The sequence below is a fragment of the Blastococcus sp. Marseille-P5729 genome, assembly GCF_900292035.1.
In the GTDB taxonomy this organism is placed as follows: domain Bacteria; phylum Actinomycetota; class Actinomycetes; order Mycobacteriales; family Antricoccaceae; genus Cumulibacter.
In genome coordinates this window covers 426,457-447,757 of the sequence record NZ_OMPO01000003.1, presented here as the reverse complement: position 1 = coordinate 447,757, position 21,301 = coordinate 426,457, and the positions used below count along the sequence as shown (strand labels likewise).

The following is a 21,301-nucleotide window of genomic DNA, read 5'->3' as shown; positions in this document are numbered from 1 at the left end:
CGGCGAGACGCCGAACCGACTGAGCATACGGGCGTCGATCGGCGCACGCAGTGCGCGAGCGGACGTCGCGGGAGAAGAATGTCGCGGCCGCGGCTATTCGGCGGCGTCGGCGGTCGCCTTCTTAGCGGGGGTCTTCTTGGTGGCGCCCTTCTTTGCGGTCGTCTTCTTGGTCGCGGTCTTCTTGGCGGTCTTCTTGGCCGTGGCCTTCTTCGCCGTCGTCTTCTTGGCGGGGGCCTTCTTGGCAGCCTTCTTCGTCGACTTCTTCGCCTTCTTTGCCGGGCCCCGGGCACGGCGGTCGGCCAGCAGCTCGGCCGCCCGCTCGTCGGTGATCTCCTCGACGGTGTCGTCCTTGCGCAGGGAGGCGTTGGTCTCACCGTCGGTGACGTACGGGCCGAACCGGCCGTCCTTGACCACCATCTTCTTCCCGGTCGCCGGATCGTCGCCGAGCTCCTTCAGCGGTGGCTTGGCAGCCGCCCGACCGCGCACCTTCGGCTGCGCCAGGATCGCCAGCGCCTCCTCGAGCGTGATGGTGAGCAGCTGCTCTTCCGATTCGATCGACCGGGAGTCGCTGCCCTTCTTGATGTAGGGCCCGTAGCGACCGTTCAAGGCCTGGATCTCGACGCCGTCGGCGTCCGCACCGAGCGTGCGGGGGATCTGCAGCAGACGAAGCGCGTCGTCGAGCGTGAGCTCATCGAGAGACATCGATTTGAACAATGACGCCGTCCGCGCCGGAACCTTGGAGTCTTCTGGCGGCACCGTCGAGATGTACGGGCCGTAGCGTCCCGCCTTCGCGACGATCGGGAACCCCGACTCGGGGTCGGTGCCGAGCTCACGATCACCGGACGGCGCGGACAGCAGCTCCTCGATCTTGTCGGGCGTCAGCTCGTCGGGGGGTAGATCGTCGGGCAGTGACGCACGTTCGTCGGAATCTGGCCCGCCCCGCTGCAGATAGGGGCCATAGCGACCCACGCGGACGACGACGTCCGGCCCGACCGGGATCGAGTTGATGCCGCGGGCGTCGATCTCGCCGAGATTGTCGGCGACCAGCTTTTTCAGTCCGCCGATCTCGCCGATGCCGCCGGTGTTCCCACCGGTGCCGCCGAAGTAGAAGTGGGTCAGCCAGTCGATGCGGCTGCGCTGGCCCTCGGCGATGCGGTCGAGGTCCTCCTCGACCTCCGCGGTGAACTGGTAGTCGACCAGGCGGGCGAAGTGCTTCTCCATCAGCCCCACCACGGCGAACGCGGTGAACGATGGAACGAGTGCAGCGCCTTTCTTCCACACATATCCACGATCTTGGATGGTCTGGATGATCGAAGCGTACGTCGCCGGCCGCCCGATGCCCAGTTCCTCGAGCGCCTGGACGAGGGTCGGCTCGGTGTAGCGGGCCGGCGGCGTGGTCGTGTGCCCCTTGGCCTCGAACTCGTCGCCGGTGACCTGCTGCCCGCGCTCGACCTTCGGCATGCGCCGCTCTTCGTCGTCACTGCTGTGCTGGTCGTCGTCCTTGCTCTCGACGTACGCGCGCAGGAAGCCCGGGAAGGTGATGGTGGTGCCGCTGGCGCCGAACTCGACCTTCTCGCCGGTGGAGCTCTGGCCGGTGAGCCGGATCGACACGGTCTGGCCCACGGCGTCCGCCATCTGAGAGGCGATCGTGCGAACCCAGATCAGCTCGTAGAGGCGATACTCGTCGTCGGACAGCGAGCGGCGCACCTGCCCCGGGGTCCGGAACTCGTCGCCGGCGGGGCGGATGGCCTCGTGCGCCTCCTGGGCGTTCTTGACCTTCCGCTGGTAACGCCGCGGCTCGGCGGGCACGTACTGGTCGCCGTACAACTCGCGCGCCTGAGTACGGGCGGCCTTCAGCGCGGTCTCCGACAGAGTCGTCGAGTCGGTGCGCATGTAGGTGATGTAGCCGTTCTCGTACAGCCGCTGCGCGGTGCGCATCGTCTGCTGCGAGCTCCAGCGCAGCTTGCGGCCGGCCTCCTGCTGCAGCGTCGAGGTCATGAACGGGGCGGCCGGACGACGGCGGTACGGCTTCTCGTCGACGCGGCTGACCTTGAAGTCGCTGCCCTGGAGGCGAGCGACGAGGCCGCGCGCGCCGGACTCGTCGAGGTGGACGACGGCGCCCTGGGCACGCCCGGTGTCGGGGTCGAAGTCCCGGCCGACGGCGATCCGGGTGTCGTCGAGCGACAGCAGGGTCGCCTTGAACGAGGTCGGCTCGGTCGGGTCCTCGGGCTGCAGCCCGGTCGAGAACAGACCGGTCACGGACCAGTAGTCGGCCGCGACGAACTTCATCCGCAGCCGCTCGCGCTCGACGATGATCCGGGTGGCGACCGACTGCACGCGACCGGCCGACAACCCCTGGCCGACCTTTCGCCACAGCACGGGCGATACCTCGTAGCCGTAGAGGCGGTCCAGGATGCGGCGGGTCTCCTGTGCCTCGACGAGGTCGGTGTTCAGCTCTCGGGTACTGGCGATCGCCTCTCGGATCGCCTGCGGGGTGATCTCGTGGAAGACCATCCGGTGGACCGGCACCTTCGGCTTGAGCAGCTCGATCAGATGCCAGGCGATCGCCTCGCCCTCACGGTCCTCATCAGTGGCGAGGTAGAGCGCGTCGGCCTGCTTCAGCAGGTTCTTCAGCTTGGTGATCTGCGCCTTCTTGTCCGGCGCCACCAGATAGACGGGGGTGAAGTCATCGTCGGTGTTGACCCCGAGGCGAGCCCACGGCTCGGACTTCAGCTTCTCCGGCAGCGGGTTGCGCTTGCTGGGCAGGTCGCGAACGTGACCGAAGCTGGCTTCAACGTCATATTCTCTGCCGAGGTAGCCGGCGATCATCTGGGCTTTCTTCGGCGACTCGACGATGACCAGCTTGCGGCTGCCCTTGCGGCCGGCGGCCGCCGTGTTCTCCGCCTGCTCCTCGGATTCGTCGAGGTCGGTGCCGGCGGTGGATGTGGTGGAAATGGAGATCTCCCCGCTTCTTTCGCTATATATAGGTGCGGCCGGTTGATACGGCCCGCTCTAGGTTGCACCGTACCCGGCTGCGGGCGCAACGAGCGGCACGTCACTCTCAGGACAGACGCAGTCCGCCTCCGGTCAGGGCCAGAGGTACTCCGGTGCGCCCTCGGGCCGTTCGCCAACCAGAGCGGCCAGCCGCCGCAACCGCTTGACTGACGTGATGCGATACGCCGGTCCGCCGCCGCGCGGGCCGACGAGGGCCGCCGCGACCCCGAGACCGGCGAGCGCGGCACCGGCGCGTGGCCACCGGGACTCGTCGGTCGCGGTGAGCGCGAGCAGATAGCCCTGCTCGACGCGGCGTCCGCCGCTGATCGTCCACAACCGCAGCCCGCCGCTGGTGAGGGGCACCGGACCAGCGCGGCGGCGTCCGGGCTGCCAGCGTTGAGCCAACGGCATCAGACGCTCCGACAGCTCGGTGCCGACCACCAACGCGGAGCCTTCGTCGCGGCTGATCTCGTAGGACGCCGGAAGGCCGCGGGTGGCCAGCTCGGCGCACAGCGCTTCGGCCCGCCACACCTGGTCGACGATCACCGACACCCGTGCGCGACCGTCGCGGCGTACGACGTGACCGGTGCCGAGCAGCAGCCCGTCGAGATCGTCGACGGTCTGCTCGGCGCCGTCCGAGTCGAAGAGCGCGAGCTGGTCGGTCACGGCACCAGGGTAGACCGCCGAGCCGACCGATTCCGCGCCCGCTCACGCGCGGTCAGCGTCACGTCGTACCCTTCGCGACGATTGCCGATCTCCGACGTGCCGGCGGGTCCCGTTGTACGGCGTCACCGGCTCCGCTGATCTCCCGCCAGTCGATCATCGCGTGGCATGCCCTCAGCTTCGCGCGCAAGCGGGCCAGGATGCGCGGCTGGGCCGCGCATCCGGACGGCCTACCAGGATTGCTGCTGCGGCACCCGAGCGAGCTCGTTCGGTTGCTCGACGCGTTGTGACCCCCCTGTCGGTGGAACGTGGCAGTGTGGCAGTGGTGACCGACTGGACCGATGACTTCCTCGCCACAGTCACCGGTGCTACCGACAGCCCGTTGACCCACGTCGAGCATCTCCCCGGCCACGCGGGCCGGCCCGAGGAATGGCCGCTGTGGGTGCCGCACGACCTGAGAGCGGCGTACGGGGCATGCGGCATCGAGCATCCGTGGGCCCACCAGGTCGAGGCCGCGGAGCACGCCTGGGCGGGGCAGTCCGTCGTCATTGCGACCGGCACCGCCACCGGGAAATCCCTCGGCTACCAACTGCCGGTGCTGTCGATGCTGCTGCAGGATCCCCGGGCCAAGGCGCTCTACATCTCGCCCACCAAGGCACTTGCGCACGACCAGCTGCGCGCGATCCGCGATCTGGAAGCCGACCCCGGTGGGTCAGGCGGAATCCGGGCCGCGGCGTACGACGGCGACACGGTGCCCGATGAGCGCGACTGGGTCCGTGAGCATTCGCGCTGGATCTTCACCAACCCGGACATGCTCAGCCGGAGCATCCTGCCGCGGCACGCCCGCTGGCACATGCTGCTGCGCCGCCTGCGGTATGTGGTGATCGACGAATGTCACATCTATCGAGGGCTCTTCGGCTCGCACGTCTCGCAGGTGATCCGGCGACTGCGTCGGGTCTGCGCGAAGTACGGAGCGAGCCCGGTCTTCATCCTGGCGTCCGCCACGGCGCGAGACCCCGCCGTATCCGCGAGCACCCTCACGGGCGTGCCGTGCGCGGCGGTGACCGACAACGAGGCGCCCCGCGGAGGCCGCACCTTCGCGCTGTGGGAGCCGCCGCTGACCGACATCACCGGCGAGAACGGCGCTCCCGTGCGCCGTACCGCGACGTCCGAGGCGGCTCGGCTGCTCGCTGACCTGGTCATCGCAGGACGCCGCACGCTGGTGTTCGTTCGCTCGCGCCGCGCCGCCGAGGTTGTCACTCTCGCGGCGCGCGGGCACCTGGAAGAGGCCGGAGCGGGCGAGCTCGCGCGTCGGATCGCCGCCTATCGAGGCGGATACCTCCCGCACGAGCGGCGAGAGCTGGAGCGCGCACTGTCCGGCGGCGATCTCTTGGGCGTCGCTGCGACGTCCGCCCTCGAGCTCGGCATCGATGTCTCGGGGCTGGACGCCGTCGTAGTGGCCGGGTTCCCGGGCACCCTGGCCTCGATCTGGCAGCAGGCCGGCCGCGCCGGACGGCGACGCAACGACGCCCTTGCGGTGTTCGTGGCACGCGACGACCCACTTGACACCTACCTGACGCATCATCCCCAGGCGCTGTTCGGCCGGCCGGTCGAGGCGACGGTGCTCGATCCGCTGAACCCGCACGTGCTGCATCCGCAGCTGGCCTGCGCGGCGTACGAGCTGCCCATCACCCCGGCCGAGACCGACGAGCTCTTCGGCGGCTCGGTAGCCCGGGGGGTGCTGGCCGACCTCGAGCGGGAGAAGATAGTCCGCCGCCGTCCGGCGGGCTGGTTCTACAACGCGGCCGAGCAGCCGGTCGTGGACATCCGCGGCGCCGGCTCGACGGTGGCGCTGGTCGAGTCGGCAACCGGGGCGATGGTCGGAACGATCGATGCGGCGTCCGCCCACGGCACGGTTCATCCAGGAGCGGTCTATCTGCACCGCGGGCAGACCTGGGTGGTCGACGAGCTCGACCTCGAGGACGCCGTGGCCCTGATGCACCTCGAGGAGCCGCCGTACTCCACGTACTCGCAGGAGACCTCCGAGATCCGGCTGCTGGAGGTGCTGCGCTCCCGGGTCGCTGGCGAGATCGAATGCCATCTCGTCGACGTCGAGGTCACCAGCCAGGTCGTGTCCTTCCAGCGGCGTAGTACGTCGACCAACGAGGTGGTGGATCAGCAGGCACTCGACCTTCCCCCGCGTCAGCTGCGCACCAAAGCCGTGCTGTGGACGCTCTCCTCGAACGCTGTCGAAGCGCTGGGCCCGATCGATGAGGTGACCGCGCTGCTGCCCGGCGCGCTGCATGCTGCCGAGCACGCCTCCATCGGCATGCTGCCGCTGATCGCCACCTGCGACCGGTGGGACATCGGCGGTGTGTCGACCGCATTGCACGCCGACACGATGCGGCCGAGCGTGTTCGTCTACGACGGGCATCCCGGCGGCGCAGGCTTCGCGGAGCAGGGCTTTGAGCGGGCCGGCGAGTGGCTCGGCGCGACCCTCGAGGCAATCGAGGCGTGCGAGTGTGGCGAGGGCTGCCCCAGCTGCGTCCAGTCGCCGAAATGCGGCAACGGCAACGATCCGCTGAGTAAGCGCGGCGCGATCGCCGTCCTGCGGCTGGTCACCCGCGCCCTCACGGACGCCGATTCTGCGGGGCCGCCTGGGTGACGGCGATGCAGACAGTGCCGTCGGAGCCGCGGCGCAGCCTGCTCAGCGCCACCGCGACCCTGGACTGGATCCCGTACTTCGCATGCAGCCACCGCGCGGCAATGGCGGACTGGCTGGCGGTCAGCAACTCAGCGTGAGCAGCGACCCAGTCCCCGGTGATCTGCCCCCGGACGGTGCACGGCGCGATCCGCACCGCCGGGGTGCGGCGGATCCGCTTCACCTTCCACGAGTCGCTGACCGTCCAGACGACGAGACGATCACCGGGGGCCTCCTTGTCTGGCGCGATCCAGACCGGCGTACGCACCGCCGAGCCGTCCTTGCGGTAGGTCTCGAGGCTGACGTATCGCGCCTTCTTGCACCCTTCCCAGGCATCGCTCATGGTGCGAGGCTACCTGGGCCCGCAGCCGCCGGCTCCGTCACACGCGGGCCAGAGCCGGCTTGGCTAGCCGCCGAAGGTCTGGCCCCTCGCCGACTATCGCCCGTTCGGCTCGGGCACCGGACCGGCGCGAGCGCGCGCGGTGGCGGAGAGCACCCCGAGGCCACCGAGCTCGACCGGCACGGACGCCGTCACCACGACGGTCTCGCCGTCGATGAGGCAGGCGTCGACCACAGCACGATTACGCTGCGCGATCGCGCCGGCGCGACCACAGGGATCGCCCGCGCCGTCGAGCAGGACCTGCGCAGCCGCCAGCGCAGCGAGGTCGGCGGCCGCCGCCGCACGCGCGTGGGCGGCGTGTGCCTTCCCGACGAGGACGACGCCGGCGACGACCGCCGAGAGAATCGTGATCGCGGACGCCACATAAAACGTCCCGCTGCCACGGTCCTCACCCGCGCGGGTCCCCACCGGCCGGCGCGGGTACCGATCTGTAGAGCCCGCTCGGCGGAGGCGCCCGGCCCACGCACCGGGTCGGGCGCGCGGCCCCGACGGCCGGAGACCGGTGAGCACCATGCCCAGGGCGATCGCCGACGGCCCGTCGTCTGCGGTCGGTTCCCGTTGGGCCGTGGCGGCTCCGCTGACGAATATCTCCGCTACCGACAGGCCGAGCGGCCGGATGCCAGCCGTCACCGTCACGGTGACGGTGTCCGCGCCGGTCGAGATCTCCACCGTCGCGCCGTCCGGGGCGGCGCGCAGCGCGGCTTGCTGCACGATCGCGGCAGCCTCTCCGCGGGCCGCCGCGCGGGCCCCTTCGCGAGCAGCGGCTACGCAGCGCAGCTGCGCGGTGACGGCGACGATCACGGTGAGGAGGCCGGCGAGTACGACCACCAGTGCCGGGAGCGCGAGAGCGGTTTCGGCGGTGACCATTCCCGACTCGCCATCGGCGCGGTCCCGCCGTGCTCTCGCGCGGCGGGACCTGCGGATCGTGCGTTGCATCAGATCGACGACAACGCTCGGGAGATGAGGTCGCCGAGTGCCGAGATGATCGAGTCGCCGGTGACGACCTGGTACAGGATCGCGGCGAATCCGGCCGCGGCGATGGTGCCGACGGCGTACTCCGCCGTCGTCATCCCCGCCTCTCCGGCTCGGGCGCGTACGGGCCCGAGAAGTCGGTCGACGATCGCCAGCAGCAGGGCGGCCAGGCCGTGTCGCGCGCGGCACAGCAGCTCACGTGAGCGGGCCGTGATGGAGGTGTCTGACATGGTGTTCTCCTTCGTGGTGGTGGTTACTTCGGGGCTGTGCGGTCAGAGGATGTCTCCGGCGAGACCGATGACGATGGGAATGACGCCGAGGCAGACGAAGGAGGGCAGGAAGCACAGCCCGAGCGGCGCGAGGGCGCGGATGCCAACTCGCCGAGCGGCGATCTCGGCGGCGAGGCGACGATCGGCTTTGGCCTGGTGCGCGGTCGACTCCCACGCGCGGGCCAACGCGGCGCCGCTGTCGCTGGCCCGCATCGCAGCGCGCCCGACCGGAGCCAATCGGGGGTCGGTGAGCAGGCTTGCCCAGGCGTGCCCTGCGTGCTCACCCATCGCAACCCGGCGCCGGACCTGCTCACAGGCAGCAGCGGTGCTCGAGCCGGCCGCCCGAGTGGCCGCGGCCAGTGCGATGGGCGGCGGCGAACCTGCCCGCAGCAGCAGACTCGCGACCGTGAGGGCCAGCGGAAGCGCCGGGTCACTCTCGTGCTGCGACGCGTTACGCGACCGTGCGCGGCGCAGCAGCAACGTGGCTCCCGCGCCGCCGCCGGCGGCGAAGACCAGGCCGGTGGGCGAGGAGTCCCACGCGGCGAGGAGGACGGCGACGGCGAGACCGAGAACCTGCGGCATGACCGAGTCGAGATCGCCCAGCCGGCGCCGCCCGGCTGTCTTCGGTGCCCCGTACGCCAGGCGGGCGTCCGGCCACAGCAGCAGCACCGTCGCGACCACGACGAGGGTGGCGCTCACGACTCCGCCTTGGCGACCAGTGCCTGGGTCCACAGCACCCCTGCGGCCGCGAGCGCCACCCCGACGAGCATTACCAACGCGCCGGCGCCGGTGTATAGGAGAGTCTGTATCGGGTGTGCGCCGATGGTCTCGCCCATGACGATGCCGAACACCGGCAGCACGGCCAGTAAGGTCGCAGTCGCCCTGGGGCCGGCGAGCAGACCGGCCAGATCGCGGTGCTGTCGCAAGGCGTCGGATGCGTCACCGGCGAGTACGTCGACGGCCTCGGCGAGCGCGATCCCGTGCGTTGCCGACAATCGGATCACACCGGCGAGCTGCCGCCCCAACGCACTCGCCGTGGCGCGTTCGATCGCGTCGGCCGGGTGCTCGCCTATGGTGATGGCATGCCCCGCCCGTCCGAGGGCTCGGCACAGCTCGCTGCTTCCGGTCTGCGCGGTTGCGCGGAGGACTGCTGCCAGGTCGTGCCCGGCACGTAGCTCGGCCGCGAGCGCGAGCAACGTGTCGCAGTCGGCAGCATGCTCCCGCGCGCTCCTGCGCCGGCGACGGGTCCGCTCGAGGAGCGTCCCGAGCACTAGTGCGACGCCCCCGACGCAGAGCGCTGCGTGCACCGGCGCGACCAACGCGACCAGGAGGGTCGCGCTCATCGCGATCGCCGATCGCTCACGGATACCGAGCCGCCACCGCCGGACGACGTCGATCGCACGACCGCCGCGGCGATGCGGATGGGACGACGCCCAGGTCGAATCGGGCTCCGGCCAGACCAGCAGCGCACCGGCGATCGCGAGAACGCTGGCCGCGCTCATCGTTGGTCTCCCAGCAGCGCGCCGAGCAGCTCGGCTGCCTTGGTGAACCCCGTGCCGGCATGCCAGACCGGAATCACGGTGGGCCGGCGATCGACGGTGCGCAGCAACGCTATCTGCCCGATGCCCCGCCGGCCCGATCGTTCACGACCCACATGAATCAGCACGTCGACCGCGGAGCCGAGCTGGGCCTCGACCGCCTCCGCCGAGAGATCGGCCAGCATGCCGAGCGCGCAGATCCGCGCTGGCACGTCGTGCACGCTGTTGGCGTGCACGGTGCCGGCGCCGCCGCGGTGGCCGGTGTTGAGCGCCATGAGCAGTTCGGTGACCTCGGCCCCGCGCACCTCCCCCACGACGATGCGGTCAGGACGCATCCGCAGCGCCTGACGCACCAGGGTGCGCAGGGTGATCTCACCGCTGCCCTCGATGTTCGCCGGACGCGAGAGCAGTTTGACCGTGTGCGGGTGCGCCGGCCGCAGCTCGTCGGCGTCCTCGGCAACCACCACCCGTTCCCGGGGGTCGACGTGCTCGAGCAGCATCGACAACAACGTTGTCTTGCCCGACCCGGTGCCGCCGCTGACGAGGAAGGACAGCCGGGACCGGACGATCTCGACCAGGAGGTCGGCGACGGCCGCGTCCAGCCCGGCGTCGACGAGGTCATCGAGGCCGAGGGTGCGGCGACGCATCGTGCGGATCGACACCAGCGCGCAGTCAACGGCCAGTGGCGGGATGATGGCGTGCAGCCTGCTCCCGTCCGGCAAGGTCGCGTCCACCCACGGGTGGGCGGCATCCAGCCGGCGGCCCGCGCGGGCGGCCAGCCGCTGGGCCAGGTCGCTGACCGCGGTCGGCGACTCGAGCGTGACCGCCGATCGCTGGAGCCCCGCCCCACGGTCGATCCACACGTCGTCCGGCCCGTTGACCAGCACGTCGGTGACGTCCTCGGCAGCGAGTAGCGGCTCGAGCGGTCCGGCGCCGAGCACCGCTGCCTCGGTCTCGGCGAGAACGTCCAGCAGCTCCCGGTCGCTGATCAGGCCCTTCGCCTCGTCGCGGATGAGCTCGGCGAGCCGCGCGGTGTCGATGTCGTCGCCGGCGTCGGCGCACCGGCGACGCACCTCGTGAATGAGGGTGTCTCGCTGGGGCGGGGTCATGCGGCACGCTCCTGCCGCGCCGCCGACCACTCCAGGAGGTCGGCGCAGTCGCGCACGAACCGGTCCCCCGGAACGAGGCCAGGGAGGCCGCGGCCGACGCGCCGATCGACCGCGGCCGCCTCACGAAGCCAGAAGCAATGATCGACGGGCCCGACCAGCTCGTGGAAGGCCCGGGTCGGCAGCGCGCCGCGGCCCCGGGTGCGGGCCGCCACCAGCAGCGCCGCTCCACGCGAGCCATCGTCCTCGGCGCGCGCGAGGTCGACCGCGCGTCGCACCGCCAGCCCGCCACGCAGGTCGGACGTCGTCACCAGGATCAGCTGGTCGCATAGCTGGTGGGCGGTGCGGCTCAGTGGGCCGTGGCCGCCGTCGTCGATGAGCACCAGTCCGCCGAGCGCGGCTCCGGCGAGCACGGTCGAGCGGAGCGCATCGGGGCCGATGACGGGGGCGGGGGCATCCCGGTCAGCGGTGACGAGCGAGATGCCGTCGCACCCGGGCACGGACGCCGCCAGTGCCTCGCCGCCCACTCGGCCACGCAGGCCGGTGAGCTCACCCCACCCCAGGCCGTCCTGGTCGATCCCGAGCAGCAGATCCAGCCATCCGGCGTGCACATCGGTCTCGACCACCACGACCGGCCGGTCGTCCGGCGCGGCGAGCGCCAGGCCGGCAGTCAGGCACGACGCGCCGACGCCGCCAGCGGCGCCGCGCACGCAGATGATCCGGCCGGACGCCGGCGGACCGTGCCCGAGCGACAGCCGCTCGACCAGCCACCCCTCGGCCTCGTCCAGCACTACCGCGTCGGCGGCGCCGACGGCCACGCAGTCGCGCCACGCACCGTCGGGCACCTGGTCACCGGCGATCACGTACACCCCATCGCGGCGGCGGGGATCCAGGCGCGTGAGCTCGCCGAGCGCATCGATGCCCACCAGAACAGCGTCGGCACGAGCCCATTGCGGCAAAGCCCGTGCGGGTGGGCACTCGATCAGGCGGTGGCGAGCCGCAGCTGCGATCCGCCGGCCGCGTTGCAGCAGCGCGCGGTCAGTCGTTACCAGCAGGACGGTGCGCTCGAGCGGGTCGGTCGTCATGGCTGACAGCCTCCGCGGGGAGCATGCCCTTTCCCAAGCCGGCCGAGGGCGATTGTGGACGAGCCGCGCGGCTGTGGACGAACGCCTGGTCAGCACCGGTGCCGGTGGGCGGCATCTGCTAGGAGCCGCGCGTCATATGCTGAGCGGCGTGAGCACCGCCCAGCGGCAAGCAGCGTTCTTCGACCTCGACAAGACCATCATCGCCAAGTCCAGCGCCTTGGCGTTCGGCAAGCACTTCTTCGCCGGCGGCCTGATCAGCCGCCGCGGGGTCATCAAGTCGACCTACGCACAGCTGGTGTTCATGGGCAACGGCGCCGACGAGGACCAGATCGAGAAGGTCCGCCGTCACCTCACGCAGCTCGTGGCAGGCTGGGACGTCTCTCAGGTGCGCTCGATCGTCGCCGAGACGCTGCACGATGTTGTATCTCCCATCGTGTACGAAGAGGCGACCACGTTGATCGCGGAGCACAAGGCGGCCGGACGCGATGTGGTGGTGGTGTCGGCCAGCGGATCCGAGGTCGTCGAGCCGATCGCCGGCATGCTCGGCGCGGACCACGTCGTCGCCACCCGGATCGCTGTCGAGGACGGGAAGTACACCGGAGAGATCGACTTCTACGCCTACGGTCCGAACAAGGCGGTCGCGATGCGCGAGATGGCGACCAAGCACGGTTACGACCTGGCGCAGTGCTACGCCTACAGCGACTCGATCACCGACCTGCCGATGCTCGAGGCGGTGGGCCACCCCGCCGTCGTCAACCCCGACCGGGAGCTCAAGTCGATCGCGATCGAGCATGACTGGCCCGTGCTGCGGTTCTCGCACGGCGTCTCGCTGCAGGAGCGTCTGGACCGCCTCGCCGCACCCAAGCCGGTCGTGCTCAGCACGGCAGCGATCGGCGCCGCCGCGGCGATCGCCGGCCTGGCCTGGTTCAGCGCGAAGAAGTGGCGCGTCAGCCACCCCTCCGGCACAGCATGAGCTGGCAGGTCTGGACGACGATCGGCGCGTGGCTGCTGGTGACCGCCGTCGCGCTCGCCGCGCATCTGTTCGGCCGAGAGGCCCGGACCCTTCCGAAGCGCTGCGCCAGCCCCGAGGCACTGCGTCGGGCACGGCTCGGTGTGGCGCTGTCGATCACCGGACCGTTGCTCGCCTACGCCGCGGGACTAGTGGTCGCCGCGGTGACCGGGCAATGGGCAGTGGTGGGTCTGGCGACCGTGCTGCTGATCATCGGCGTCGCCGCCACGGGGTTGTTCCTCGCGCCGCACTGACCCGCCGCCGCAGGTCAGATCAGGCGTCCCGGTGCTGCGTGGCGATCTCGTGGCGATCGCCGTACGACCGCTGGAAGTCGGCGGGAATCACGATGTCGTCCGCAGTGAGCTGGTGGATCGACTCCTTGCCGAGCCCGAGCAGCGCCGCGTCGATGCCGCTGCGCAGGATATCGAGGACATTCTCGACTCCCGCTTGACCGTTTGCTCCGAGGCCCCACAGGTAGGCGCGGCCGATCATCACGGCCTTCGCGCCGAGCGCGATGGCCTTCAGCACATCGCCGCCGCGCCGGATACCGCCGTCCAGCAGTACCTCGACATCGTTGCCCACCGCCTTGGCGACCGCCGGCAGCATCCGGATGGTCGCAGGAGTGGTGTCCAGGTTGTTGCCGCCGTGGTTGGAGACCGAGATCGCCGTCATGCCGGCGTCCACCGCGCGCTTGGCATCGTCCACTCGGCAGATCCCCTTGAGCATCGTGGGGCCACCCCACTCCTTCGCGACCCAGGCGATGTCATCCCAGGTTGGCGGCGGGGTCTGCATCCATTCGCCGTAGGCGCCGAAGAAGGTGGGGGCGTCCTGGCCGGGTTCGGTGAGGTTCGGCGTGGTCAGGTCCGGAATCGCGCCGCTCTTGAGCCATTGGATGCCCCAGGCGGGCCGCACGACGCCCTCAGGGAGATGCTTGATGATCTCGCCGACGGTCATCTTCTCGGGGATCGCCGGGCTGCCCCAGTCCCGCCCGAAACCAAACGTCCAGTCCAGCGTGAGGATCAGGCCTTTGGCGCCGGCAGCCCGGGCACGATCCATACGACGGCTCATCGACTCCCTGCCGCCTTGCCAGTAGACCTGGAAGAAGACCTTGTCGTTGACCGCGCACACCTCCTCGACCGGCTTGCTCGCGAACGAGCTCAGTCCCATCGCGGTGCCCCGCGCGGCGGCGGCACGCGCGACGGCGACCTCCCCCTCGGGGTGCACGGCCTGCACGCCGGTCGGCGAGATCAGCACCGGAAGGGAGATGTCCTGCCCCATGATCGAAGTGGCCTGATCGCGGGTGTTGGACAGTCCGGCAACGTGCGGCGCGAAGCCGAGCTCGGCGAAGGCGTCCATGTTGTCGTGATAGGTCACGCCGCGCTCGCTCCCCGCGAGCAGCGCCTTGTAGACGGACTTCGGCAGCCGCTTCTTGGCGCGTCGCTGGGCTTCGGCGACGGACTCGAACCAGGGATTCTGGGCCCACGGGTTCTTGATCTTGGGCATGCTGATCCTGCTTTCTGTCTGGGTAGCGACCTAGACGCCGGCCGGCGCCTGGAACCCGGCCAGGGGATCCTCGGCGCACGCGCTGACGGGTGGGCGCCGTCCGATGGTGACGGGGACCGGTCCCCGCTTGCTGTTCTTGGAGTGGTCGACGCTTGGCTTGGGCAGGACGACGCCCTCCCGCTGCTCGAGCAGGTTCGCTCCGTAGCCCTGCACGCACTCCGGGTCGGGGCCGTCGAGGGGCAGGCCGGTGAAGAACTTCGCAGCCATGCACCCTCCGCGGCACGAGTCGAAGAACTCGCAGGACGCGCAGGCACCGCCGGTCTGCGGCTCGCGCAGCTCGCGGAACAGCTCCGAGCTGCGCCAGACGCGTTGGAAGCCGCCTTCGTCGCGGACGTTGCCGGCGAGGAAGTTCTCATGGATGGCGAACGGGCAAGCGTAGACATCGCCCACGGGGTCGATCAGGCAGACCACGCGGCCCGCGCCGCACAGGTTCAGGCCCGGTAGCGACTCGCCGTACGCGGCGAGGTGGAAGAACGAGTCGCCGGTGAGGACGTCGTCACCGCGCGCCATCAGCCAGTCGTAGAGCTCGCGCTGCTGGTGCGGCAGCGGGTGCAACTGGTCCCAGGTGTCGGCACCGCGGCCGCTGGGACGTAACCGGGTCAGCCGCAGCTGGGCGTCGTACTTGTCGGCGATCGCCTTGAACTCATCGAGCTGTGGGATGTTGTGCCGGGTGCAGACGACAGACAGCTTGAAGCCCTTGAAGCCGGCGGCCTTGAGGTTCTCCATCGCCCGGATGGCGGTGTCGAAGGAGCCCGCGCCGCGGACGTCGTCATTGATGCCGGAGTCGGCGCCGTCGAGGGAGATCTGGACATCGACGTAGTCGGACGCCGCGAGCTTCTGCGCGACCTCAGGGGTGATGCGGTAGCCGTTGGTCGAGAACTTCACGCCGACCTGGTGGCTGGTCGCATAGTCGACCAGCTCCCAGAAGTCATTGCGGATCGTGGGCTCGCCGCCGCCGATGTTCACGTAGAAGACCTGCATGCGTTGCAGCTCGTCGATGACGGCCTTCGCCTCATCGGTGCTCAACTCGTTGGGGTCGCGCCTGCCCGAGCTGGACAGGCAGTGCACGCAGGCGAGGTTGCAGGCGTAGGTAAGCTCCCACGTCAGGCAGATGGGGGCGTCGAGGCCGAGCTCGAACTGCTTCACGAGGCTCATGCGGTCTCCTTGGCGTCGGCCGTGACGGCGTCGCGGCGTACGACGATCTCACTGGCGACGAGGGTTTGGATTGCCTTCAGGTAGCGAGAGTGCTGTGTCTCGGGGACGCCGCAGGCGTCAAGCGCGGCGTCGAGGGAGGGGTGCTCGTCGAGGGCCCGCACAAGCTCGAGCAGGGTGCGGTCCTTGAGGAAGGAGAGCTTGCGGTTGCCGAAGTGGTACAGCAACGCGCCGAACGGCTCTGGCCGCACAGACACCGCGGGATGCAGTGCCCATGCGGCACGGGAGTCAAGCACGCCTAGTAGACGCCGCACATGCCGTCGATCGAGACCTCCTCGACGAGGGTGTCCTCCTCGACGAGCTCGGGGGTAGTGTTCTCGTCGACGACGGCGGTGTCCTGGTCGGTCAGCGGAGCGGTCTGTGCGGTCATGGCATCCTCTTTTCCGGGGAGACAGCGATGGCCGGGCTGGTGCGCGGCTATGACCTGCACCATACTGGCACTTGGTGTCGAAAGGAAGCGTCTTGTCGATCCCGGTGGATTCGAGCAGGTTCGGCCGCCCCGGGCGGCGTCCGTCTACGAGTCATGCCGAGATCGAGGAGGCGGGGCTGCGACTGTTCGCCGAACGGGGGTTTGATGCCGTCTCCGTCGATGACATCGCCGCCGAGATCGGGGTGGGACGCCGCACGATCTTTCGTTACTTCCCCTCGAAGAACGACATCGTCTGGGGGCTGTTCGATGCGCACCTGGACGAGTGGCAGGACTGGCTGCGCAGCGCGACCGCCGACCTTCCGCTGCTGGAGGCGATCCGCGCCGGCGTCATCCATTTCAACAGCTTCGCGCCCGAGGTCATGGCCAGTCACCGGGTGCGCATGGGTCTCATCATGGGCAACCCGACCTTGCAGGCGCACGCGACCCTGCGGTACGCGAAGTGGCGTTCGGTGGTCGCAACGCTGGCTGCCGACCGCATCGGCTGCTCGTCAGCGGACTTCGCCCCCGCGGTCGTGGGGCACATCGCGCTGGGCGCGTCGCTCGCCTCGTACGAGCAGTGGCTGGCCGATCCCGGCTCGGACCTGCTCGACCTGCTCGAGCAGGCCCTGGGCGTCCTCGGAGAGTCGATCGATCCTGGATCGGGCGATCACGACCGGTCGACGCGCGAGGGCGAGGACTGAGCGCATGCCGGACTGGATCCTATGGGCGGCCGGGGCTAGCGGACTGCTCATCGCAGGCGTCATCGCCGCGACACGAGGCAGGGCACGCGAGCGTCGCGGCCGTCTCGAGGCCGAGACCGCGCGGGCGCGGCGGGCATTGAGTCTCGCGGAGGCGGCCCGCGACGGCTGCCCGCGTGAGGTCCGTGACGCGCAACGCGATCTCGATGACGCCACCGCTCTCCTGTCGGCGCTCACCGACCCGGCGGTCGCGGTCCACGCGCGAGAGCTCGCCGAACGCGCCGAGACGCGATGGCGAGCGGCGTCACCAGAGTCCGGTCCGGGCACATGAGTCGGCACCTCGACATCCCAGATCGCCGCCGCAAGATCCTGGAATGGGTTGCCATGACGTTGTTCGTGCTGACCGCGCTGATCTTCGTCACGAACCAGCAGCAGCAGCCAGACGTCACCTACGCGACGCAGGTCTCCGACGACCGCGCCGCGGCGGCAGATCCACGACCGGAGATGCCCACCTATGAGCAGATCGCCGCGGAGTATGGAGACCAGCGCTTTGTCGTACTCCCGGGTGGCTACGCAGTCATGGACGAGCCGCTGGTAAGCGAGTGGATGGACAAGGCTGGCGCCAGTCAGGTCCTGGTGCTGCCGGCCGTTCACCCCGATGACCAGCTGACGATCGACGCGCCGAGCGACGTGGTGGTGGTCGCGGGCACGCATGTCACCTACGACGGCTACGCCACGAGCGCTGCGAGCTTCGAGGAGGTCCGCGCCTCGATGGGCGCGCGGGACGTGACGTCGTCGGTCATCGCGCTGCTGGCCCACGCCGCCGATGAGCCGGATCCTGACGGGTTGCGGCCGATGGTCACCCGGGAGCCCTCCCCTGAGGAGGCCGCGGCCGTCGTCGCCGACCTGCAGGACGACGGGATCGCCTTCCTCGGGGGAGTCGAGCCGTTCGAGCGGCCAGACACGAACGCTTTCACGCAGGAACCGTTGTACGTCGTGGCGCCGTCCCCCGCGCCAGGCGAGGCGGCGGTCGACTACTCTGCCGTCGTCGCCGACGCCTTTCCCGGCCGGCCGGTCGTCAGCATGACAGGCCTTTGGATCGACTACCGCAGCGAGGAGATCGAGGCCATCGAGCCGGCGATCGCGGCCTCGTTCTACGGGCAGTTCGAAGAGCGGCTGTCCAAGTACGCCTACAGCCAGGAGACGGTGCTTCGCGTGAGTCTCGACCGGGTCGAGCAGTTTCGGGCGAGTGGCATGTTCGACCGCGAGATGCCCTACGTCGCGCCGGACCCGCTGAACATCACCCTGCCGATACTGCCGTGGATCTGCGCGGGGCTCGCGGCCGTGATGCTCGCCCTCGCGCTGGCTCCGCGTACCTCTTCCACGCCGAGATCCGCACCCGCCATGCCGCGGCCGCTGGCGAGGCGGTTCGCCGGGCTGAGCGATCTCGCGGTGGAGGTCAACGCGCTGGTGACCGAGGACGCCCGGCCGGCGTTCGTCCGTGCGAGCCGGGCGCTGGTGGAGGCCCGCGACTCTCTCGAAGAACCGTCTACCACCAGTGAGGACGTCGAGGCGCTGCTGGAACGAGCCGAGTCCGACCTCGACGAGGTCGCCGAGATCACCCACCGGCCCGGCTACCGACCGGCAATCTCCCTCGAAGGAGGGGAATCGTGCCCCGCCGGTGGCGCAGTGAGCGCATCAACGCCTCCGAGCTCGGGCTGATGCTCACGTGCCTGCTGCTCACTATCGCGATGCTGTGGGGATCTGGGCTGTTCGATGGTGAGATCGCCAAGGACGTGCGGGTCAGCAACGTGTACGTCGAACCGGGCGTCAACATCGACGAGGCCGAGGCGGAGCGGATCATCGGGAACCGGCATCTCGTGGCGATCTATCTCGACGGGCAGATGGACGGACGCGGCCGGGACATCTGCGACGACGTGGATTCGGTGGCTGCCGGCTCCTTCGTCGCGGTGCTCGACGAGGACCTCAACATGTACGGCTGCTCCTTCCTGCCCGGGGCCGATGACCCCGACGAGGCCTTCGGCAAGGCGTACGCCTCCGAGATGGTGATGCAGTACGGGATCAAGATGGTCGTCGACGATCCGATCCAGTCGGCCCGCGTGCTGGCCAGCACCTTCGACCGCCTCGTCGCCGCCGGCCTGGCGCCGCAGGAGGCACGAGCGATCACTCCCCCGCTCGGCCGCTACATCGTGGCTGGGATCGCCGGCAGTACGGCGGTTCTCGGCTCACTCCTGCTCTATGCCCGCGGGCGCAGACTGGGCGACCAGATCGCCGACTCGATCGATGAGGACATCACGCTCTCGGGCAAGGTCGCCCGGCGTGGCAACCTCCTCGCCTCCGTCGGAGTTCGACTGCTCGCCGCGGACGTGCGAGCCGGGCAGATCATGTCGACGCCGGAACGGCGCCGGACCGCGGCTGACCGCCGGTTCATGCATCTCTACCAACGGTTGACGAAGGAATACGTCGAGCTGAATGCGGATGTCGTCGTCACGTCCGAGACCGCCTCATCACTCGACGAGCAGCTCGATCGGGTGGAGCGCCTGGCCGATCGTATGGACCCGCTCGATTCCGAGTCGGGCATCGAGTCCGCGTGATGAGCCGACGGTCCGCCCTACGGCCGCGCCGGGATCATTGGCAGCTGGCTCGCCACACGCGCTGGGCGGGCGCGCGCACCCTCGTCGGCGGCGACCCGTTCCGCGCGGTTCGGCTCACCGACCGGGGCGCGGCCTTCGTGCGCTCGCTCATCGCCGGGCCGCGCGGTACAGAGCTTGGCCCGGCCGAGCGGACGCTGATGAAGCGGCTCGCGCGCGGGAACCTGGTGACTCGACCGACCCGTGAGCTGGGCTCGATCGAAGCGACGTTGGTGATCCCGGCTCACGCCGCGGCGGACGACGTCCAACGCGTGCTCGACTCCGCCCCACGCAGGCCCGCGATCGTGGTGGACGACGGATCACCGGTGCCCCTCGCCGGACAGCTGGCTCACGACGCACCGTTGACGGTGATCCGGCACGACGAGCCGCTCGGTCCCGCTGCCGCACGTAACGCGGGCGCCCGGGCGGCAACTACCCCGTGGGTCGCATTCGCTGACGCGGATCTCGTTGCCTGCGCCGGATGGATAGCCGCGCTCGGAGCATACGCCGACGAGGTGGTGGCGATCGCGCCACGAATCACGACCGAGCCCGCAGACGGGCTCGCGGCTCAGTTCGAGCAAGCCGTCTGCGCGCTTGATATGGGCAGCGATCCCAGATATGTCTCGCCGTCCGGTTTCCTGTCGTATGTGCCGAGCGCCGCTTTGCTGGTGCGCCGCCAAGATTTCCTTGATGCAGGCGGTTTCGACGAGCAGCTACGCGTTGGGGAGGATGTCGACCTCGTATGGCGGCTCGCCGATCAAGGGGTCTATTACGAGCCGACCGTGGTCGTCAGCCACCGAGCACGCCGCTCGCTCGCCGCTGCGCTCGGACGCCGAGCGGAGTACGGCGTCAGCTCGGGCGCGTTGGCCGACCGGCATCCGGGTCTCATGCGACATGGCTCCTTTCCAGCACAGACGGCGATCCCGTGGCTGCTGTGGATCGCAGGGCAGCCGATGGCGGCATGTGCCGCAGCGCTCGTCGGGCTGGCCGTCGCACCTCGGGGACTACCAGCGATTCCCCCTGCAGCCGCCGTCAGCGTCAAGGCTCGCGCCCAGCTCAGATCTGCCGAAGCGCTGAGCCGCATGCTAACGCGGCCGATGCTTCCCCTTGCGCTCGCGCTTTCGTTGTTGCACAAGGGATTCCGACGCCGGGCCGCGATCGCCATTGCAATCTCCGCGCTGGTGCAGCGCAGGTCGCCGTCCGGTGCGATCTGGCAGCTACTCGACGACGCCGCCTATTCATCGGGCGTGTGGCGCGCAGCGGTGCTGAGACGTGATCCGCAGCTGGTCCTGCCGCGCCTGAGATGGAGCCGACGATGATCGACCTGTCTACCGCTGCCAGCATCGACCTGGGCGCAGACCGGCCGGACACCCTCGTCGTACCGCTCGGCTCGACCGAGCAGCACGGAGCGCACCTGCCGCTCGCCACCGACACGATCATCGCGTCGTACGTCGCCCGCGAGATCGCTGCGCGGCTGGACCGAAGTGCGCTGGCGCCATCGATCCCCTTCGGCGCGAGCGGTGAGCACTCGGGGTTCGCCGGGACTCTCTCGATCGGCACTGAGGTGCTCGCGCGGGTTCTCGTCGAGCTCGTCCGGGACGCGTCGAGGGACTACGCGAAGGTCGTCGTGGTGAACGGGCACGGTGGCAACGGACCCGCGATCGCGGCCGCACAAGAGGTGTGCGACCACGAGGGCCGCGAACTGCTCGTCGCGCACTGTCACTTCCCCGGTGCGGACGCCCACGCCGGCCGCACCGAGACATCCGTACTGCTGTATATCGCGCCCGGGGCGGTGCGGCTCGATCTCGCCGAGCCCGGCAACACCGCACCCATCGGCGAGCTCATGCCGAAGATGCGCGAGGCCGGGATACGCGCAGTGAGTAAGAACGGGGTGCTCGGGGACCCCACCGGCGCGAGCGCGGAGGAGGGCGCTGCCCTGCTCGATGACCTCATCGGTCGCATCGTCCAGTCACTGGGTGCGTACTAGGGCGTGTCTCCCAAATGCCTGCGTGGTCGGGGTACAGGGTGGGG

Annotated in this window: 22 protein-coding genes; 9 read left to right on the top strand and 13 right to left on the bottom strand. The window is 69.9% G+C overall.

Features of this window, described 5'->3' with window-relative positions:
• Positions 1-93 precede the first annotated feature (93 nt).
• On the bottom strand, positions 94-2,829 hold the full coding sequence (gene topA, locus DAA40_RS14965) for a type I DNA topoisomerase (RefSeq protein ID WP_106850517.1): 2,736 nt from the start codon (positions 2,827-2,829) through the stop codon (positions 94-96).
• A 258-nt stretch (positions 2,830-3,087) separates the two neighbouring features.
• Positions 3,088-3,660, bottom strand: coding sequence for a hypothetical protein (locus tag DAA40_RS14960; protein ID WP_106850516.1), 573 nt, complete (start codon positions 3,658-3,660; stop codon positions 3,088-3,090).
• A gap of 322 nt (positions 3,661-3,982) precedes the next feature.
• Between DAA40_RS14960 and DAA40_RS14955 the strand changes: the two genes are divergently transcribed.
• On the top strand, positions 3,983-6,322 hold the full coding sequence (locus DAA40_RS14955) for a DEAD/DEAH box helicase (protein WP_234356408.1): 2,340 nt from the start codon (positions 3,983-3,985) through the stop codon (positions 6,320-6,322).
• On the opposite strand, the gene DAA40_RS14950 is transcribed toward DAA40_RS14955, so the two are convergent.
• From DAA40_RS14950 to ssd, 7 genes are all read right to left on the bottom strand, one after another.
• A complete protein-coding gene (locus DAA40_RS14950; protein WP_106850515.1) occupies positions 6,288-6,701 on the bottom strand; it encodes a PPOX class F420-dependent oxidoreductase in 414 nt (137 codons plus the stop codon). The two genes, DAA40_RS14955 and DAA40_RS14950, sit on opposite strands and share 35 nt — an antisense overlap.
• A gap of 93 nt (positions 6,702-6,794) precedes the next feature.
• The gene (locus DAA40_RS16535; RefSeq protein WP_199849819.1) at positions 6,795-7,625 is read right to left on the bottom strand and encodes an Rv3654c family TadE-like protein; all 831 of its coding nucleotides are present in this window, start codon (positions 7,623-7,625) and stop codon (positions 6,795-6,797) included.
• A gap of 68 nt (positions 7,626-7,693) precedes the next feature.
• A complete protein-coding gene (locus tag DAA40_RS14935) occupies positions 7,694-7,960 on the bottom strand; it encodes a DUF4244 domain-containing protein (RefSeq protein WP_106850514.1) in 267 nt (88 codons plus the stop codon).
• 42 nt (positions 7,961-8,002) lie between these two features.
• Positions 8,003-8,698: a type II secretion system F family protein gene (locus DAA40_RS14930; protein WP_106850513.1), complete on the bottom strand. Its 696-nt coding sequence runs from the start codon at positions 8,696-8,698 to the stop codon at positions 8,003-8,005.
• The gene (locus tag DAA40_RS14925) at positions 8,695-9,501 is read right to left on the bottom strand and encodes a type II secretion system F family protein (RefSeq protein WP_106850512.1); all 807 of its coding nucleotides are present in this window, start codon (positions 9,499-9,501) and stop codon (positions 8,695-8,697) included. Before DAA40_RS14925 ends, DAA40_RS14930 begins: the two co-directional genes overlap by 4 nt.
• Positions 9,498-10,646, bottom strand: a complete 1,149-nt coding sequence (locus DAA40_RS14920; protein ID WP_106850511.1) for a TadA family conjugal transfer-associated ATPase — start codon at positions 10,644-10,646, stop codon at positions 9,498-9,500. Before DAA40_RS14920 ends, DAA40_RS14925 begins: the two co-directional genes overlap by 4 nt.
• Entirely contained in the window at positions 10,643-11,728 is a 1,086-nt protein-coding gene (gene ssd / locus DAA40_RS14915; RefSeq protein WP_106850510.1) for a septum site-determining protein Ssd, read from the bottom strand. The genes DAA40_RS14920 and ssd overlap by 4 nt, the downstream gene beginning before the upstream one ends.
• A 148-nt stretch (positions 11,729-11,876) precedes the next feature.
• Between ssd and DAA40_RS14910 the strand changes: the two genes are divergently transcribed.
• Complete coding sequence (locus DAA40_RS14910) at positions 11,877-12,701, top strand: HAD family phosphatase (RefSeq protein ID WP_234356407.1); 825 nt, start codon at positions 11,877-11,879, stop codon at positions 12,699-12,701.
• On the top strand, positions 12,698-12,991 hold the full coding sequence (locus DAA40_RS14905) for a hypothetical protein (protein ID WP_106850508.1): 294 nt from the start codon (positions 12,698-12,700) through the stop codon (positions 12,989-12,991). Before DAA40_RS14910 ends, DAA40_RS14905 begins: the two co-directional genes overlap by 4 nt.
• A gap of 19 nt (positions 12,992-13,010) precedes the next feature.
• Here the strand turns inward: DAA40_RS14905 and mftD are convergent, their stop codons facing one another.
• The 4 genes from mftD to mftA are packed head-to-tail and all read right to left on the bottom strand — an operon-like array spanning position 13,011 to position 15,882.
• Positions 13,011-14,240 carry a pre-mycofactocin synthase MftD gene (gene mftD, locus DAA40_RS14900; protein WP_106850507.1) on the bottom strand — a complete coding sequence of 410 codons (1,230 nt, stop codon included), beginning with the start codon at positions 14,238-14,240 and terminating at the stop codon, positions 13,011-13,013.
• 30 nt (positions 14,241-14,270) lie between these two features.
• The gene (gene mftC, locus DAA40_RS14895) at positions 14,271-15,455 is read right to left on the bottom strand and encodes a mycofactocin radical SAM maturase (RefSeq protein WP_106850506.1); all 1,185 of its coding nucleotides are present in this window, start codon (positions 15,453-15,455) and stop codon (positions 14,271-14,273) included.
• Positions 15,452-15,709 carry a mycofactocin biosynthesis chaperone MftB gene (gene mftB / locus DAA40_RS14890; protein ID WP_234356406.1) on the bottom strand — a complete coding sequence of 86 codons (258 nt, stop codon included), beginning with the start codon at positions 15,707-15,709 and terminating at the stop codon, positions 15,452-15,454. Before mftB ends, mftC begins: the two co-directional genes overlap by 4 nt.
• 41 nt (positions 15,710-15,750) lie before the next feature.
• Positions 15,751-15,882 carry a mycofactocin precursor MftA gene (mftA, locus tag DAA40_RS14885; RefSeq protein ID WP_199849818.1) on the bottom strand — a complete coding sequence of 44 codons (132 nt, stop codon included), beginning with the start codon at positions 15,880-15,882 and terminating at the stop codon, positions 15,751-15,753.
• A gap of 92 nt (positions 15,883-15,974) precedes the next feature.
• On the opposite strand from mftA, the gene mftR reads away from it, so the two are divergent.
• From mftR to mftE, 6 genes are read left to right on the top strand one after another with little or no spacing between them, the layout of a single operon-like run.
• Entirely contained in the window at positions 15,975-16,622 is a 648-nt protein-coding gene (gene mftR / locus DAA40_RS14880; RefSeq protein WP_199849817.1) for a mycofactocin system transcriptional regulator, read from the top strand.
• Positions 16,623-16,626: 4 nt separating this feature from the next.
• Complete coding sequence (locus tag DAA40_RS14875) at positions 16,627-16,950, top strand: DUF6403 family protein (protein WP_106850504.1); 324 nt, start codon at positions 16,627-16,629, stop codon at positions 16,948-16,950.
• Positions 16,947-18,341, top strand: coding sequence for a hypothetical protein (locus DAA40_RS14870; RefSeq protein ID WP_106850503.1), 1,395 nt, complete (start codon positions 16,947-16,949; stop codon positions 18,339-18,341). Before DAA40_RS14875 ends, DAA40_RS14870 begins: the two co-directional genes overlap by 4 nt.
• Positions 18,290-19,234, top strand: coding sequence for a hypothetical protein (locus DAA40_RS14865; RefSeq protein ID WP_106850502.1), 945 nt, complete (start codon positions 18,290-18,292; stop codon positions 19,232-19,234). The genes DAA40_RS14870 and DAA40_RS14865 overlap by 52 nt, the downstream gene beginning before the upstream one ends.
• Complete coding sequence (gene mftF / locus DAA40_RS14860) at positions 19,234-20,589, top strand: mycofactocin biosynthesis glycosyltransferase MftF (protein WP_106850501.1); 1,356 nt, start codon at positions 19,234-19,236, stop codon at positions 20,587-20,589. Before DAA40_RS14865 ends, mftF begins: the two co-directional genes overlap by 1 nt.
• A complete protein-coding gene (gene mftE / locus DAA40_RS14855; RefSeq protein ID WP_106850500.1) occupies positions 20,586-21,257 on the top strand; it encodes a mycofactocin biosynthesis peptidyl-dipeptidase MftE in 672 nt (223 codons plus the stop codon). The genes mftF and mftE overlap by 4 nt, the downstream gene beginning before the upstream one ends.
• Positions 21,258-21,301: the final 44 nt, after the last annotated feature.

What these genes read in the sequence shown, in the direction of transcription:
- DAA40_RS14875 (WP_106850504.1), top strand. Translation starts at nt 16,627, where the DNA reads ATGCCGGACTGGATCCTATGGGCGGCCGGGGCTAGCGGACTGCTCATC.
- DAA40_RS14870 (WP_106850503.1), top strand. Translation starts at nt 16,947, where the DNA reads ATGAGTCGGCACCTCGACATCCCAGATCGCCGCCGCAAGATCCTGGAA.
- mftE (WP_106850500.1), top strand. Translation starts at nt 20,586, where the DNA reads ATGATCGACCTGTCTACCGCTGCCAGCATCGACCTGGGCGCAGACCGG.
- mftA (WP_199849818.1), bottom strand. Translation starts at nt 15,882, where the DNA reads ATGACCGCACAGACCGCTCCGCTGACCGACCAGGACACCGCCGTCGTC.
- ssd (WP_106850510.1), bottom strand. Translation starts at nt 11,728, where the DNA reads ATGACGACCGACCCGCTCGAGCGCACCGTCCTGCTGGTAACGACTGAC.
- topA (WP_106850517.1), bottom strand. Translation starts at nt 2,829, where the DNA reads ATGATCGCCGGCTACCTCGGCAGAGAATATGACGTTGAAGCCAGCTTC.
- DAA40_RS14950 (WP_106850515.1), bottom strand. Translation starts at nt 6,701, where the DNA reads ATGAGCGATGCCTGGGAAGGGTGCAAGAAGGCGCGATACGTCAGCCTC.
- mftD (WP_106850507.1), bottom strand. Translation starts at nt 14,240, where the DNA reads ATGCCCAAGATCAAGAACCCGTGGGCCCAGAATCCCTGGTTCGAGTCC.
- DAA40_RS16535 (WP_199849819.1), bottom strand. Translation starts at nt 7,625, where the DNA reads ATGGTCACCGCCGAAACCGCTCTCGCGCTCCCGGCACTGGTGGTCGTA.
- mftC (WP_106850506.1), bottom strand. Translation starts at nt 15,455, where the DNA reads ATGAGCCTCGTGAAGCAGTTCGAGCTCGGCCTCGACGCCCCCATCTGC.
- DAA40_RS14905 (WP_106850508.1), top strand. Translation starts at nt 12,698, where the DNA reads ATGAGCTGGCAGGTCTGGACGACGATCGGCGCGTGGCTGCTGGTGACC.
- DAA40_RS14920 (WP_106850511.1), bottom strand. Translation starts at nt 10,646, where the DNA reads ATGACCCCGCCCCAGCGAGACACCCTCATTCACGAGGTGCGTCGCCGG.
- DAA40_RS14925 (WP_106850512.1), bottom strand. Translation starts at nt 9,501, where the DNA reads ATGAGCGCGGCCAGCGTTCTCGCGATCGCCGGTGCGCTGCTGGTCTGG.
- mftF (WP_106850501.1), top strand. Translation starts at nt 19,234, where the DNA reads ATGAGCCGACGGTCCGCCCTACGGCCGCGCCGGGATCATTGGCAGCTG.
- DAA40_RS14935 (WP_106850514.1), bottom strand. Translation starts at nt 7,960, where the DNA reads ATGTCAGACACCTCCATCACGGCCCGCTCACGTGAGCTGCTGTGCCGC.